Annotated in this window: 11 protein-coding genes and 1 tRNA gene; 7 read left to right on the top strand and 5 right to left on the bottom strand. The window is 42.8% G+C overall.

Features of this window, described 5'->3' with window-relative positions; translation table 11 throughout:
• Positions 1-387: 387 nt before the first annotated feature.
• The 5 genes from RMY32_RS21355 (at position 388) to RMY32_RS21335 (ending at position 5,700) form a co-directional block, all read left to right on the top strand.
• Entirely contained in the window at positions 388-975 is a 588-nt protein-coding gene (locus RMY32_RS21355; RefSeq protein WP_322713348.1) for a biotin transporter BioY, read from the top strand.
• 94 nt (positions 976-1,069) lie between these two features.
• A complete protein-coding gene (gene lspA / locus RMY32_RS21350) occupies positions 1,070-1,546 on the top strand; it encodes a signal peptidase II (RefSeq protein ID WP_289795760.1) in 477 nt (158 codons plus the stop codon).
• 220 nt (positions 1,547-1,766) lie between these two features.
• Positions 1,767-2,516: a hypothetical protein gene (locus tag RMY32_RS21345; RefSeq protein WP_322713347.1), complete on the top strand. Its 750-nt coding sequence runs from the start codon at positions 1,767-1,769 to the stop codon at positions 2,514-2,516.
• A 380-nt stretch (positions 2,517-2,896) separates the two neighbouring features.
• A complete protein-coding gene (locus RMY32_RS21340) occupies positions 2,897-5,167 on the top strand; it encodes a transglycosylase domain-containing protein (protein WP_322713346.1) in 2,271 nt (756 codons plus the stop codon).
• Positions 5,168-5,334: 167 nt separating this feature from the next.
• Positions 5,335-5,700, top strand: coding sequence for a four helix bundle protein (locus RMY32_RS21335; protein ID WP_322713345.1), 366 nt, complete (start codon positions 5,335-5,337; stop codon positions 5,698-5,700).
• Between the two features lie 83 nt (positions 5,701-5,783).
• Here RMY32_RS21335 and RMY32_RS21330 read toward each other — a convergent pair whose 3' ends face one another.
• On the bottom strand, positions 5,784-7,214 hold the full coding sequence (locus RMY32_RS21330; protein ID WP_322713344.1) for a DUF4335 domain-containing protein: 1,431 nt from the start codon (positions 7,212-7,214) through the stop codon (positions 5,784-5,786).
• Positions 7,211-7,837, bottom strand: a complete 627-nt coding sequence (locus tag RMY32_RS21325) for a DUF3038 domain-containing protein (RefSeq protein WP_322675299.1) — start codon at positions 7,835-7,837, stop codon at positions 7,211-7,213. The genes RMY32_RS21330 and RMY32_RS21325 overlap by 4 nt, the downstream gene beginning before the upstream one ends.
• A gap of 465 nt (positions 7,838-8,302) precedes the next feature.
• On the opposite strand from RMY32_RS21325, the gene RMY32_RS21320 reads away from it, so the two are divergent.
• Both RMY32_RS21320 and RMY32_RS21315 read left to right on the top strand, forming a co-directional pair.
• The gene (locus RMY32_RS21320; RefSeq protein WP_322694165.1) at positions 8,303-8,821 is read left to right on the top strand and encodes an adenine phosphoribosyltransferase; all 519 of its coding nucleotides are present in this window, start codon (positions 8,303-8,305) and stop codon (positions 8,819-8,821) included.
• Between the two features lie 99 nt (positions 8,822-8,920).
• The gene (locus tag RMY32_RS21315) at positions 8,921-9,967 is read left to right on the top strand and encodes an ABC transporter permease (RefSeq protein ID WP_322675301.1); all 1,047 of its coding nucleotides are present in this window, start codon (positions 8,921-8,923) and stop codon (positions 9,965-9,967) included.
• 259 nt (positions 9,968-10,226) lie between these two features.
• Here the strand turns inward: RMY32_RS21315 and RMY32_RS21310 are convergent.
• The 3 genes from RMY32_RS21310 to RMY32_RS21300 all read right to left on the bottom strand — a co-directional run bounded on the left by RMY32_RS21310 (position 10,227) and on the right by RMY32_RS21300 (position 15,101).
• A tRNA-Gly gene (locus RMY32_RS21310) sits at positions 10,227-10,297 on the bottom strand.
• A 50-nt stretch (positions 10,298-10,347) separates the two neighbouring features.
• Entirely contained in the window at positions 10,348-11,502 is a 1,155-nt protein-coding gene (locus RMY32_RS21305; RefSeq protein ID WP_322713343.1) for a hypothetical protein, read from the bottom strand.
• A gap of 68 nt (positions 11,503-11,570) precedes the next feature.
• Positions 11,571-15,101 (bottom strand): response regulator, encoded by a 3,531-nt coding sequence (locus RMY32_RS21300; RefSeq protein WP_322713342.1) that lies wholly within the window; start codon positions 15,099-15,101, stop codon positions 11,571-11,573.
• Between the last annotated feature and the right edge of the window lie 483 nt (positions 15,102-15,584).

Here is a 15,584-nt window from a genome sequence, read left to right as displayed (position 1 = left end):
TAAAGGCTATGAATCTTATTTCACTTCCTTGGAAAGTGGCTGTTCTTGTTAGGTCTGTATTAGACTCAACTGATAAGCACTATAAATATTAAGCACTTTGTAGCTAAATTTAGGCAATTATCTGAAAAAATAGTATAAATACCAAGCTCAATAATGTAGATTTTACTGTATTTTCGGTCAAATACCAGAATTCAGAACACGCCTCAGTTAATAAAATTAGACAATAGACACCTAAGCTGAAATTCGTAGAACTGAAAAATTACATACCAAAAAGGCAAAAGAAAATATGCTAGTTCTTAAGATGTCAGCACAAATTTCATTTCAATATTAATGAATATACTAGTTGCTGTTGATTTTCCCTTTTGCTTTTCCTTGGTTGCCTGATAAATGTTTGCTGCTTCCAATCAATTACTATGGTCTATGATTGGCTTACTCCTGACAATGGGTGGTACCTTCTTAGAAGTTTATGGCATCACCTTTCCTTGGACTTGGAGTCAGCACGGAATTCAGACTTTTTCTTTAGGTGTCACTTTTCAAATTGGCGCAGTATTGTTGGTGGGTTGTTTAGGAGGCAAAAATGCGGGTGCCCTCTCGCAAATTGCCTATTTAGTCATGGGGTTAACCTTATTACCAGTATTTGCCGATGGCGGCGGTATTGGTTATGTCAAGTTGTCTCAATTTGGCTATCTACTAGGTTTTATTCCTGGAGCTTGGATTTGTGGCTTAGTTGCTTTTAAAGCGAGACCTCGACTAGAAACTCTTGCCTTTAGTTGTCTCTGTGGCTTATTAACTCTCCACCTATGCGGTATTACTTATTTAATTATTAGCTATTTTTTTCAGTGGAAAGGCACAGAAAATCTAACCTTGATACAAGCAATCCTTAGATATTCCTGGTTTGCACTACCAGGTCAACTAACCGTGGTCTGTGCAGTTAGTGTAATAGCATATATATTGCGTCACTTAATGTTTTATTAGTTCATTGCCTTTCGTCCTTTGTCATTTGTCAAAAGCTCATGACCAATGACCAATGACTAATGACCAACGACCAACGACCAATGACTAATTCGCCATGCATTTAAAAAATCGTCTTTTCTGGATCGCTGCTTTCATTGCTTTTTTCTTAGACCAAATAACAAAGTACTGGGTAGTACAAAGCTTTAGCTTGGGACAGACACTACCACTCTTACCAGGTATCTTTCACTTTACGTATGTCACTAACACTGGTGCGGCTTTTAGTCTGTTGAGTGGGAAAGTAGAGTGGTTGCGCTGGCTATCTTTAGGAGTGAGTTTAGTGTTGATAGCATTGGCGTTAATTGGTCCAACATTAAATTTGTGGGATCAGTTAGGCTATGGCTTGATTTTAGGTGGAGCTATGGGCAACGGTATCGATCGTTTTGTTTTAGGCTATGTCGTTGATTTTCTTGATTTTCGCCTGATTAACTTTGCTGTATTTAATGTGGCAGATTCATTTATTAGTATCGGTATTGTTTGCCTGTTAATTGCTTCCTTGCAAAAAACACCGACTTCAACTGGCAGATCCCATTAAACTATTAAGCCTGGGAGGATTAATCCCAGGCTATTGACTTAGTAAAACCCTTGCTCAGTCTTATATGCGAAGACTTTACTTATAAGGTTTTTATCAATTTTTATTTGTCACTTAACACCAGTTATGCAAACTGGTGCAAAAGTTCACGTAAAGATGCACCGACGATCGCTGATGGCAAACCATTATTTAGATTATGCCCCAGCTTTAAATTTAGTTACCTGTGGTAGGAGTTTTTGGTGAACTAGAGCCAGGAGTACTGGGAGAGCTACCAGGTTCGAGGCTGCTGCCAGGAGTGCCAGGAGTGCCAGGTTGTTCTGGTGTAGTTGAGCTACCTGGTTCGGTAGTGCTGCCAGGAGTAGTAGGTGCGCTTTCAGGAGTAGTTGGGCTTCCTGATGGTGGAGTTAAGTTGCTAGGTGCGCCTTCAGGAGTGGTTGAGCTTCCTGGTGGAGTTAAGTTGCTAGGTGCGCCTTCAGGAGTGGTTGGAGTAACGCTTCCTGGTGGTGGAGTTAAATTGCTAGGTGCGCCAGGTGCCGATGGGGTTGTGCTTCCTGGTGATGGAGTGGTTTCGGGAGTACCAGATCCAGAAGGAGTGCTTCCTGGTGCAGTTGTGCTGTCAGGAGTGGTGGTGCTATCAGGCGTTGTTGTTTCTGCTGGTGTTGTTTCTGCTGGTACTGTAGTGCTACCAGGAGCGCTAGGGGTGAGTGCTGTGCCACCAGGACAACGTGAATTAAGTGGAAAATTCTCGCACAGAATTTTCTTACCTTCTGGTGACAGCTTGATTTCCGCTGGTGCACTAGTGGAGTCGGTACTAGATTGGGCTATGGGGGATTTACTGGATTCGGCTACAGCAATATTAGTGGTAAGTGCCAAAGATAAAGCTGTACCAATCAAGCTCAGAGATTTTCCCATCATTTCTCAAATTAACCTCAACAGAACACTCGCCCCATTAAAGCAGATAACCAAGATTTAGAAAATCCTCCTAAATGAAGATATTTAGGTTTGTTTCAGAATATGTGGATATGTAAAATTGGTAAAAATTAAATCAGTTATTTATTGACAACTAGTGTTTCACAAGACACAAATAAAAAGTATATCTGTAGTTATTGAACTATTTATACTAGCTTATATAAGCTTTTGAAAATAATATACAGAAATATTTGTCTATATAAAAAAGTGATTAAAGTTACAACATTACTTTAGCTTTAACATAAATTAAAGTATAAATTAGCTCAAAAAGTTACGTATAGCTAATTTATGCTTTGGCTTATGAGTAAAATGATGAAAGACTAACATCTAAAATTGATTGTAATTCGCCCGATTCTTCATTAAAAACTGTGATGTGAATAGCCGATGAGTTCTCCCCAACCCCCTCACAAGCCACAAACGTTACTAGGTCAACTGACTCAAGCAGTACATACGATTCAAGCTAGGGTCGATTTTTCAAAATTGGCGCTCAAGCCTAATGCCAAAGTACCAGAACTTTGGGTGCAGGACGCGGGGGCGGATAAAGCAGAAGTATATCCACTGTTGGGCGATCGCTATATTCTTGGACGTAGCTCGAAATCCAGCGATATCGTTATCCGTAACCCTGTTGTCAGCCAAATTCACCTCTCATTATCGCGGAATTCTAGTCAGCGCACACCAGTTTTCACGATCAAAGACGAAAACTCCACCAATGGCATTTATCGTGGCAAACGTCGTGTTAGTTCTCTAGAACTGCGTCACGGCGATATTCTGACTCTGGGGGCCCCAGAACTCGCCGCTTCTGTACGGTTGCAATATGTCGACCCACCAGCATGGTATGTCAAAGCTGCAACTTGGACAGCTTATGGTGTCGGTGGCGTCACTGCCCTGTTAACATTAGTGATTGGCGTCGAATGGCTAAAATTTAAAGTCAAACCTCTACCGACAGCGACACGCGCCCCAGTAGTTGTTTACGCCCGTGATGGAGCCACTCCTCTGAGAGAACCTCGGACAATCTCTCATGTAGACATGAAGCGATTAGAGGAATTTGGCCCTTATTTGCCTGCTGCGGTAGTGGCTTCAGAAGATAGTCGTTATTACTGGCACTTTGGGGTTGATCCTCTGGGAATTTTACGAGCTGTGTTGATTAATAGCCGCACCGGAGATGTGCAACAAGGAGCTAGTACAGTAACCCAGCAAGTTGCCCGCAGTTTGTTCCGCGAGTATGTAGGCAGACAGGATACCCTTGGCCGGAAATTGCGGGAGGCAGTTGTCGCCCTAAAACTCGAAACATTTTACAGTAAAGATGATATTTTGCTGATGTACTTAAATCGGGTTTTTTTGGGAGGAGATACCTCTGGCTTTGAGGATGCAGCCCGATATTACTTTGAAAAGTCGGCTAAAGAATTAACTTTGGCAGAAGCAGCAACATTGGTAGGAATTTTACCAGCACCCAACGCCTTCGATTTTTGTGGGGATGGGCCAAATAAGCTAGAAGCAGCTGAATACCGAAATCGTGTGATTAAGCGGTTGCTGGAGATGGGCAAAATTAAACCAGAGGATGCGAACCGAGCTAGACGTTCCACTGTTCAAATTAGTCCTAAAGTGTGCGAACAGCAAGCTAAAACGATCGCACCTTATTTTTACAGTTACGTTTTCTCTGAACTCGAATCAATTTTGGGGGAGGGAGCTGCAAGAGAGGGAAACTATATCATTGAAACCAAGCTCGATCCAGCCATACAGAGACAAGCAGAAGCAGCGTTAAGTAATTCGGTCAACAACTCTGGTAGAACTTTTAATTTTTCTCAAGGGGCATTAGTCACTCTTGACTCTAGTACAGGCAGTATCCTGGCAATGGTAGGCGGGACTGATTACAAAAAAAGTCAGTTCAATCGTGCTGTTCAAGCCAAAAGACAACCAGGTTCTACCTTTAAAATCTTTGCCTATACGGCCGCGATTCAACAGGGAATTCCAGAATCAAAAAGTTATTCTTGCGCCCCTTTAACTTGGCAAGGCTTTACTTATAAACCCTGTCGTGCTGGTGCTGACACTAGTTTAGATATTGCCACCGGACTGGCGCTTTCAGAGAATCCCATCGCCTTGCGAGTTGCCAGAGAAGTCGGGCTGGATAAAGTCGTGGCAATGGCACAGCGTTTGGGGATAAAATCAAACCTCGATCCGGTTCCCGGCTTGGTACTGGGTCAAAGCGTAGTCAATGTTTTGGAAATGACTGGTGCTTTTGGCGCTATTGGTAATCGCGGTGTGTTGAATCCTCCCCATGCCATTAGCCGAATTTTAGACAGTGGTGATTGCAGCGATCGCAATGATATCAAAACCTGTCGGGTAATCTACTCCTTCGACCAAGATCCAGGTGCCAACAAACGAGTGTTAACAACTAATGTCGCCGATGAAATGACTAGTTTGATGCGCGGTGTAATCGCAAGAGGTACTGGTCGTAGTGCTGCCATTGGACTAGGCGAAGCTGGTAAAACTGGCACGACTGATAAAAACGTTGACTTGTGGTTTATTGGTTTTATCCCCAGTCAGCGACTTGTAACTGGCGTTTGGCTGGGAAACGACAATAATTCCCCGACATCTGGTAGCAGCGCTCAAGCAGCTCAATTATGGGGAAATTATATGCGGAGAATTACACGGTAATTGGGAATTGGGCATTGGGCATTGGGCATTGGGAATTGGGCATTGGGGAGCCACTGCGCTTGGGGTCTCCCCAAGTGGAGCAAGTGGCGTCATTGGCGTCATTGAGCATTGGGTATGGGGCATTAAGAATTGGGAACTATTGATCAATAAATGATCAATAGACTTTTGTGAGAAGACCTGATTTTGAGGACTTAGAAGTTTATAAACTTGCTGAAAAGCTAGCTAATGAAATTTGGCGTATTGCTAAAGGATGGGAAAATTTTACTAAAGATACACTGGGCAAACAAATTGTTCGGTCTGCTGATAGTATTTGTGCGAACATCGCAGAAGGTAGAGGTAGGTACAACGACCAAGATAATCGGCGTTTTGTCAAGATTGCGAGAGGGTCTTTGTATGAAACTATCAGTTGGTTGAGGTTAGCCTACACCAGACAGTTATTGACAAATGAACAGGTAAGCAGATTAAAACCAATTCTTGATGAACTATTACCCAAGCTCAATGCTTACCTAAAAACCATAGGAAATAGGGAATAGCAACTTAATTCTCTTGCCCCATACCCCATACCCATACCCAATGCCCAATGCCCAATGCTCCATGCCCCATGCCCCATACCCAATTACTGATATCCCTTCCAAGGAGTGACTTCCAGCTTGCCGTTAGGCTTGAATATTACTTGAAAGTGGGCTAGAGGTTCTTTGTCATTGGGAGGAGCTACATTAGAACCATAAATGTCGTTAAACATCTTAGGAAGAGGTGTTTCTCGGAAATAATCAAAGGCGACTTGATTGAGTGGTTCATAGTCAGCAATTACACCATCTTTGTTGACTGCTACTCGATATTTTAAATCTCGCGTAAAGGTAGGAGTGCCACTCCAGCTTTGACGAACTGTATTATAAAGCTTTTGATTTAAACCTTTAGTGATATTAGAGTCAGTAATTTTTGCACCGACTACCTCTGGTGTCTTAGCATATCCTCGCCAAGGACTAACTTGCAGCACACCATTTGTAGTAAACACTATTCGAAATTGGGCGATTGGTTCATTAGAAATGGGAGCGCGGTTAGCAGGATTATAAAGTAGGTTAGGCAAAGGAGTTTGCCCGACTTCTTGATTGGCCTCTTTATTCACCGCTTTATAACCAACGATCGCTCCATCCGCAGCTACACCCAAACGATAGATCAAATCCTGTTGCAATCCTGAACGCTTAGTCCAAGCTGGATGAACTTGGTTATAGACTTGACGATTCAATGCACGCAACTGGGATGGATCGGTAATTTCTGGAACTGTATTTAAAAGTGCTTCTAAATCTTTAACTACTGGCTTTTCATTGGCTGTGGGTGGTGTCGTCGGTGTTGTAGCCTCGATGGGTGTTGCAGCTGCTGATGCTGGAGGATTAAGGTTGTTTGTTGTAGAGCTAGATTGTTCGTCTGGTTTAGGCTGTGGTGGACGAATTTGGGGAGGTGGAATCAAGTTAAATGCGATCGCTGCTACTGCTAAACTTGATACTCCTATGGCAGCAGGAACAGCCTGCCTGATTACAGCCTGACTAGCACCGCCATAGCGTCTAGTAACTGGTTGTAGTTCTAAGGATAATTCTGGTAAAGTCTGAGTATCAGCAAAAAACTGATCCACTGCTTCTACTAAATCAAACAACTGTACCGTATTCAAATCTATTTCAATCGGCGGACGTTTAGAATTATTAGAACGATCGAACCCCTCTGGAGCATTCTCTGAATGTATGATTAACCTGTGGCGGTTGCCGTCAATTTTTTGAAACTCTACTAGCTCCGATTCCTGGTTGTGTGCTTGCGGATTAGGTACAGTACTCAGAAATTCTTGAGCATAACCACTAACAGCCCTCACCAAACTTTCAAAAAATTCTCGCCCTCCGGTTAAAGGTTGATTGTAACCAGATAAATAGCATTCTGCATTTACCAATATTGATAATTCTGGGCGCATTTCCTGAAACTGTGCAGCCCTAGTAACATCACTTAACCCTTCTAAAAGAAGAGTACAATTAGGTAGACTGTACTTACGTTGAATATTCATTCCACTTCACCGTCAAAAAGACTAATCCAGAACCGCTGCATTCCAGCAGTACCAGTACAAAATAGTAATTGTCCTAATAAATTTATTGCTAGCGCATCTAATTTTTCATCAGAAGTTAATGCTAGTACACCAGAACGTCGAGCATTCATCCGGCTTTTAAAATGCGCTCTAAACCGCTCTAAATAATTAGATAGCCGCAAATTCTGTTCTAATGGAATCTGTTTTTCTTCCATTTGTTGACATATCATTAATAACTGACGGATGACAACAGTTAAACGCCGTGCTATATAGCAAGCAATGACCACCAAAGCTTTTGCTTCCATAATAGTTAAAGGACGGCGTATGTGCGCTCTTCTTAGCGGGTTAGAGCTACGCATCCGCCATAAATTCACCCTGTCTTTAACAATTCCTTTAAGATCCAACTCTTGAGCAAAAGCCAGGATTGCTTCCGAACCACCAAGTTCTAAAGCTTCAATTGCCAGTAAAATCAGGTCAATTTGCAGCCTGGTTCTCCGAGGACACGTTTTGGAAGCGATCGCAGGATCTGGTAAAGTATCCAGAATCATCGGCAGTGAGTCTTGGGTTGGACTGTTGAACGGCGTTAAACTTGCTGAAACATTCATTCTATAAATACCTTGTGCGGTTCCAACAGACTAGATAAAACAAATTTAAGATCGGTAGCCAAGACTTGAGCCTTAGACTTGTGGCAGTAGCATGACTACCTGATATATACATTACTTAACTCTTTCTACTCAAAGTTTTCCCTATATTGAAATCAAAATTTTAAAACATAACTAAATTCACCTCATTTCTTAGTGAAATACCTTTTATAGCTTGGTTTAGATTCTAATTATCGTCAATGAAGAGCGAAGCTTCAGCCTTTATCCCCACTTGACCCCCAGCGTATGACATTATAGTGTACGATTTTTCAGGTATCTGAAATTGGGAATGGGGAATAGGGCATTGGGCATTGGGCATTGGGCATTAGTTATCCTTTTTTGTCCCCCTTGTCTTCCCTAATTCCTGATTCCCCATGCCCCATGTCCCATTGCCGATTCCCCATTTCCTACTCCTTTATTCCCCATTTTATGGATTTAAAGTCTCTCGTTCGTAACATTCCAGATTTCCCGAAACCCGGAATTTTATTTCGGGATATTACTACGTTACTGCGCGACCCAGAGGGACTGCGCTACACTATTGACTTTTTAGCACAAAAATGCGATGAAGCTGGAATAACAGTTGATTATGTCATTGGTATGGAGTCGAGAGGATTCATTTTTGGTTCACCTCTGGCTTATAAATTAGGAGCTGGTTTTATTCCCATCCGCAAAAAAGGGAAGTTACCAGCAGCCGTTCACTCAATTGAATATCAACTAGAGTATGGTACAGATTGCCTAGAAGTGCATCAAGACGCTTTACACCAAGGTAGCCGAGTTTTGATTGTCGACGACTTGATTGCCACAGGTGGAACAGCGAGTGCCACAGCTAAATTAGTGCAGAAAATTGGCTGCGAACTAGTAGGATTTGGGTTTATTATCGAGCTACGGGATTTACAAGGGCGTACACATTTACCGGACGTGCCGATTATCTCTTTAATTGAATATTAGTCATTAATCATTAGTCATTAGTCAATAGAAAAACAACAGACAAATGACGAAGGACAAAGGACAAATGACAAATGACAAAAGACAAAGGGCAAAATATAAATGACATCTACGAAAATTTCCTTGGAGACAGGTCGGGATTGGCTAATCAGGCTAGTCACGAGCGAAACTTTTGTTTATGTGGCAAAGCGACTATTGCAGGCACTGCTAACTTTGTTGTTGGCGTCAGCGCTGTCGTTTTTCATCATTCAACTCGCTCCCGGTGATTATGTAGATACGCTGCGGCAAAATCCGAAGATATCTCCTGAAAGAATTGAGGAAATCAAACGGCAGTTTGGTCTAGATAAGTCTTGGCCAGAGCAGTTTGGGCTGTGGCTATGGCGAATCTTGACCAAAGGGGATTTTGGCACGAGTTTTATTTATCAACGTTCAGTGGCATCGCTGTTGTGGGAACGAGTACCAGCGACTTTGCTATTAGCGATCGCATCTTTAATTGTCACATGGGCGATCGCCATCCCTCTAGGGATCTTTGCTGCTGTCAAACAAAATAGGCCAGCAGACCGGATTTTACAAGTGATTAGTTACGCAGGACAAGGCTTTCCTAGTTTCATTACTGCCTTAGCGCTGCTGGTTTTAGCTCAAATCACCTCACCATTTTTTCCAGTGGGTAGCATGACTAGCATCAATCACTCAGAACTGTCGTGGTTTGGCAGAATCTTAGATATCGGCTGGCACATGATTTTACCCACCATCGCACTCTCAATTACTAGTTTTGCGGGTTTGCAACGCATCACTCGCGGCGAACTATTAGATGTCCTGCGTCAAGATTACATCCAAACGGCTCGTGCCAAAGGTTTACCAGAAAACCGCGTCATCTATGTTCATGCACTCCGCAACGCTATAAATCCCCTAATTACTTTATTAGGTTTTGAATTAGCTGGTTTATTAAATGGTGCCTTCATCGCCGAATTTTTCTTCAACTGGCCTGGTTTAGGGAGATTGGCTTTACAGGCTTTACAAGCTCAAGATTTATATTTATTAATGGCAAGCTTGGTTATGGGCGCAGTACTTCTGATTGTTGGCAATTTAATCGCCGACTTGATGCTCAAAGCAGCCGATCCACGCATTCGCCTAGAAAATCTTAATTAGCAGCAATTATAAAATTCAAAAAATCAAAACTTATTGGGCGTTTTCCAAAGTCCTGTCAACTATAAAACAACAAAGAGATAGCCAGAGTGCAGATGTTGTTGAAGAAAGTGTTGCTTATTCCTCATCCTAGAATTTGGCTACTCTCAGTTTCAAGCTATTTCTGTACGCTGCAAAAAATTGTGAATTGCTGTTTAACTTAATTATTTTACTAAGATTTAGACTTAGGTTTTTGCACTCGTGTATTTAAGAGTTTTTTCTAAGCGGGCGGCGGGAATCGAACCCGCATTAATAGCTTGGAAGGCTATAGTTTTACCACTAAACTACGCCCGCAAATTTCCAACTTTATAAATTTAACACAGTTTTTGTAAAAATTCAAGCATTTAGTTGGAATTTGCGGGTTGCATTTTGATCCTGACATACAAATTGCTCAATTCTGGTTTTGTGCCATTGTTATTGTGGGCAGCAAGAAAGTTTTCTGTTTTGAAAACTTCCCTCAAGACTTGCTCGTATGTACTTTTTTCACTTTGCAGTTTTGCTGGTTCTATTTCTAGAACTACAGCCTGTTGAAAGTTGCCATTCTGATCGATTATCAAGCTAGCCAAAAGTTGTGCTGGTTCGAGCTCCGAATTGGGGACAAGAAAACTTGGGTCTAATTGTTTTGTGTTGCTTCCCTTGTATAAAGCGATAACATCGGGTAAAGCATCTTGTCGGAATCCTTTTGATTGTATCAAGCTAATCACTTCATCTCTAGATAAGGGAGCTACTATTGCTACCGATGCTCCTCCAGTCGAAGGCGCTGGAGTTTCTCTAGTCGAAGGCGCTGGAGTTTCTCTATTTTCAGGTTCTAAAACTGGTCGATTTGATGGAATACCTGTTGGTAGTTGCGTTCCCTTTCCCAGTTTAATTTCTTGACGACGCTTCCAAGGTAAGTTACCGATTGGAACTGTAGGTGTCGGCGTGGCTTTAGCTATAGATGTCGGTGTGGCTTGAGGTGTAGGTTTCGGTGTCGGTGTGGCTTTAGCTATAGGTTTCGGTGTGGCTTTAGGTGTAGGTGTAGGTTTCGGTGTGGCTTTAGCTAAAGGTTTCGGTGTTGGCGTGGGGACTATCTGCTGTCTAGAAGGTTTGCTATTAGGTTGAGAGGCGTAAATTCGGCTCTTTTTCTGGAGATTCTCAGGAGAATTTGTTGCGCCAAAATCTTGATTTATAGGCGTAGTTCGTGCTGTTTGTGATGAACGTGCTGGTACAGACTTTTGAGTAGAGGATAGTGGCTTTGACGAAACTATTTTGGCTGTTGATTTTGATTTGATTACTGATTTTGTTTTAGGAGCAATGTCTATCAATTCAACGGGAACAGCAGATTGATTTTGCTGGGGAAACCACAGACTAAATGCATTAGATGAGCGCATCAGCCAGAACACCAGCAAGTGCAGAGAGACTGAACTGACAACGACAAAAATCCACAAACCTGGTGGATCGGTGTGTCGTCTCCAGACCTTGGCTGGAATTGGAGTTTTGTCTGCAACCGATGGTGTCATATTATATAAACTGGATATGATTATGCACTTTTACTCATTGGTAATGCTTTAAAATACCAGTCTAAATTTTAGCGATTAACCATTACCTCTGGTGAAACAGCAAAAGTTAAAACTGTTTCATCTACTCCTTTAAGTTTTAGCGGACTCCCTTTAGTAATTTCTCCTTCCTGCAAATAATCTGCTACGGCAGCAGAAACAAGAATCGTACCGGGAACAGCAGCAGCTTGCAACCTTGCGGCAATATTGACACTTGGACCAATAGCAGTATAGTCGGCGCGTTCAGCGCTACCAAACATCCCCACAACAGCAGTACCTTGGTGAATACCACACCGGAACTGTACACTAGTAAGCTTGTCGCTATCGAATACACCTTGCTCTCGCCAGCGCTGGTTCAAGTCAGCCAGTGAGTGGTGCATTGCTCTTGCTGTATTAATGGCACGACGCACTTGTTCGTTAGGGGTTAGTTCTTCCGGCGCTCCATATAAAGCTAAGATAGCATCTCCCATAAATTTATCTACAGTGCCGCCATTGCTAAAGACAACTTTGGTCATTGCTTCTAAATATTCATTTAGCAGCTCTGCAACTCGTCGGGATCTGAGAGTATTTGCTAGCTGTGTAAAACCCACAATGTCGCTAAACAAAACTGTAATTAAGCGTGGTTCTGGGCGCAAATCTAACGTTAAGTCTCCGGTTGCGGCTTTTTGCACCAATACAGCAGGCAAAAAGCGCTTTAGCACCGATTCTGTTAGATAAGTATTTAACTCCACAATTCGCCGTTCATTTTCTTTCAACGCTAAAAGATTGCGAACTTCCGCCAAAAGTTCCCGATCGTTGAATGGTTTTGCTAAATAAGCGTCCGCGCCATGTTCTGTACCTTCGATGCGGGTTTCTTCATCTACTTTCGCTGTCAGCAGAATGATTGGTGTTCCTTTCAACGTCTCCTCATTGCGGATCATCTGAATCATCTCAAGTCCGCTCACTAACGGCATCATTAAGTCAGTCACAATCAAGCTGGGTAGAATTTCCTTCGCTCTACTGTGCCCTTCATGACCGTTACGAGCTGTCTGTACATGATAGCCATTACGGCGGAAAATTTCAGATACATAGGTTCGCAAATCGGGGTTGTCATCTACAACTAAAATTGAGTGCTGAGTCTTATGTGCTGAGTCTTGAGTATCAACACTGGGGGACAGGTTTATTGTAATATCTTCAATATTGTCTGTTGTTGACTCTACTAGTTCTAAATCAGCTAATTCTACGCTAGCGCGGTTTGTATTCAGTTCAGTAGGCGTTTCTAGTACTTGCTGTGCAGGTAAATGAGCATTTCCAGTCACTAGCCATAAACTAAAAGTAGTACCTTCACCATAAACTGATTCCACAGTGACTTGACCACCATGTAATTCTACTAATTCTTTAACTAAAGCTAAACCCAAACCACTGCCTTCATAGGAGCGGTTTGCTGAACCTTCAGCTTGGCGAAAGCGCTCAAATAGGTGGGGAATTTGTTCTTTAACAATACCAATTCCAGTATCTTGCACTTGTAATATGCAGCGATCGCGCTCAGATTTTAGCCTGACACCGATCGTGCCACCTTCGGGAGTAAACTTCATGGCATTTGACAAGAGATTGTAAACCACCTTGTCAAATTTTTCCATGTCCAAGTACACCGTCGAACATTCATCTAACTGGGTGACGAGATGCAGTCTCTTTTTCTCACAATAGGGACGAAAAGATTCCACTATTTGGCTGACAAATTCGACTAGATCGCAGGGATGGAAGCTAGGCTGCATTCTCCCGGCATTCAGGCGTTGTAAATCCAGGAGTTGATTTACCAGTCGCAGCAGGCGGCGGGAGTTACGCAGGGCGATCGCACTTTGAGAGTAAGATAATCCCTCACCAGCCGCTACTGCCGACTCTAAAGGCCCTTGAATCAAGGTAATCGGTGTGCGGAACTCATGGGAAATATTTTGAAAAAATTCAGTTTTTTGTTTGTCTAATTCCAGTAAGCGTTCAGCTTGTTGGCGAGTTTTTTGATACAAGTGTGACTGCTGCACAGCGATCGCGGCTTGCGCTGCCACTGCTTTCGCCAAATCGATATCAGATGACAACCATTGGCGTACTTTTTTACCTTCGTGCAAAGTAATACTACCGATACATTTACCGTCAGCTAATAATGGCACAAACATGAGCGATCGCGCTGGCATTTTTAAAGGTAAATCAAAACCTCGCACATCTGAAGGAGAATGGCTTACATTACCAATTACCACAGGTTCATGTGTCTGTAGCATTTGTTGGAGGATGGGATTTTCCTGAATCGATGCTTGAGAATAGGGTAATCTCTGGTTTGATAAGTGATGATTGCTACTTGAATTATTATCTGGGGCTGGCGCTCTTAAATTTTCTAGATGTTGAAAACTATCATACAAACCGACACATTCAACAAACTTATCTTCCTCTGTCCACAAAGACAAGACGCACCCATCAACTTGTAAAGCTTGTCCCAATTGTTGGGTAATAGCCGCAAAAATATCTTGAGGATCTAAGCTAGAGCGAATCGCGCTAGTAATTGTATTAATCAAGCTCTCTCGCTTGGCAAGGGCACGTACTTGTTCGTAAGCATAAGCTTGAGACAAAGCCAAGGCTGCCTGATCCGCTACCATCAAAACTAACTGCACCTCATCATCGCCCCAAAAGCGAGGAACAGAACACTGGTGCAGTGCTAGCACTGCCATCAGTTCTTGTTGGCAGATCAATGGCACAACTAAACTAGAACAAATGTTAGCAGCAGCAAAAGCTTGCCCCCGCTCGCGCAGTTCGGGAGTGTTACCGTGAATGCGCTCATCATCGATCGCATCGTGAATTACTTGAACTTCGCGGGTTTCCCACACTGTCTGAGCCAAAAGAGGCAGAGGAGTTGCAGAGGATATAGCGGGCAGAGGGGAAAGACTTACTGCCACTTCCCCTTTGCTCTCTTGCACCTCTGCCTCTTCAGAAAGCGGCTTCTGATAAATAAACCCTTTATCTGCCAACTGCTCATCTTGGAAGGGACGTAGCAGACAAACATCCACCTCCAACATTTCACCCACTGTATCTACAATTGCTTGCAAAATTTGTCTGTAGTCTAAAGCACTGCGAATCGTATTGGTAACAGTATTCAGCAGCGATTCTTGACGGAGTGTGCGGGTAAGTTCGCGGGTTCTAGCTTTGAGGACATTGTGGGTATCCAAAGCTTGGCGTACCACTGCTTTGAGTTCCTCCGCCTCCCACGGTTTAGTGACATATTTAAATACCTTACCAGCGTTGATTGCTTCCACCAAGTCTTCGACATCGGTGTAGCCAGTTAAAATTATCCGAATAATATCTGGATATTGAGTTGCTGTCAGGCTCAAAAATTCTGTACCGCTCATCATTGGCATCCGCTGATCGGAGATGATCACCGCGATCTCTCCCTCTTGAGCCAGCAGATCGAGGGCCGCAGGGCCAGAGGTTGCCCTTAGCACCTTATAATCACGATAAAAAGTGCGGTAAAGCAAGTCAAGGTTGTCTGGTTCATCATCGACAACCAAAATTTTAGGCTTACTGTTTGCTTGGGATTTCATGCACCGCTTTCCTGCTGCAACGGCAGTCGGATAAAGAATAATCTGATCAGGTAAAGATTTTTCTGAGTCAGGTAAGAGCAGAGCATTTCGACCAATAGGGCTGTTTGGCTACATGACTGCTGAGTGTAGGAGCGTTTACTCACAGTAATTCGTCTCAATTGCTTGTGCCGATTACCGTTTGCGTTGGTGCAGGGTAATTGCTTTCATTGTCAGTTTTAGTGTTATAGAGTCGACGCTTGCTTGCCAAATCTTTTTTTACCTCCTGTGAGCAATGTCTGATAATACATACAGCGCTCATAGCCAGCAGAAAAATCCAGATAAAGCTGCATATTAAGTTTTCCCTCCACAGTTGTTGTAATAACACTTGCAGGTAAATTTTATTTATGGTAGTCATGGTAGAGTCGGCAAAATTAAAACAATAAGATTTAAAGCCAAAGTATACTATTAGACAAATACCTCTTTCTAATTTAGCAATCAGAACTA

Source organism: Nostoc sp. ChiSLP03a (assembly GCF_034531215.2).
Classification (GTDB): Bacteria; Cyanobacteriota; Cyanobacteriia; order Cyanobacteriales; family Nostocaceae; genus Nostoc.
This window is presented reverse-complemented; position numbering and strand designations above follow the sequence as displayed.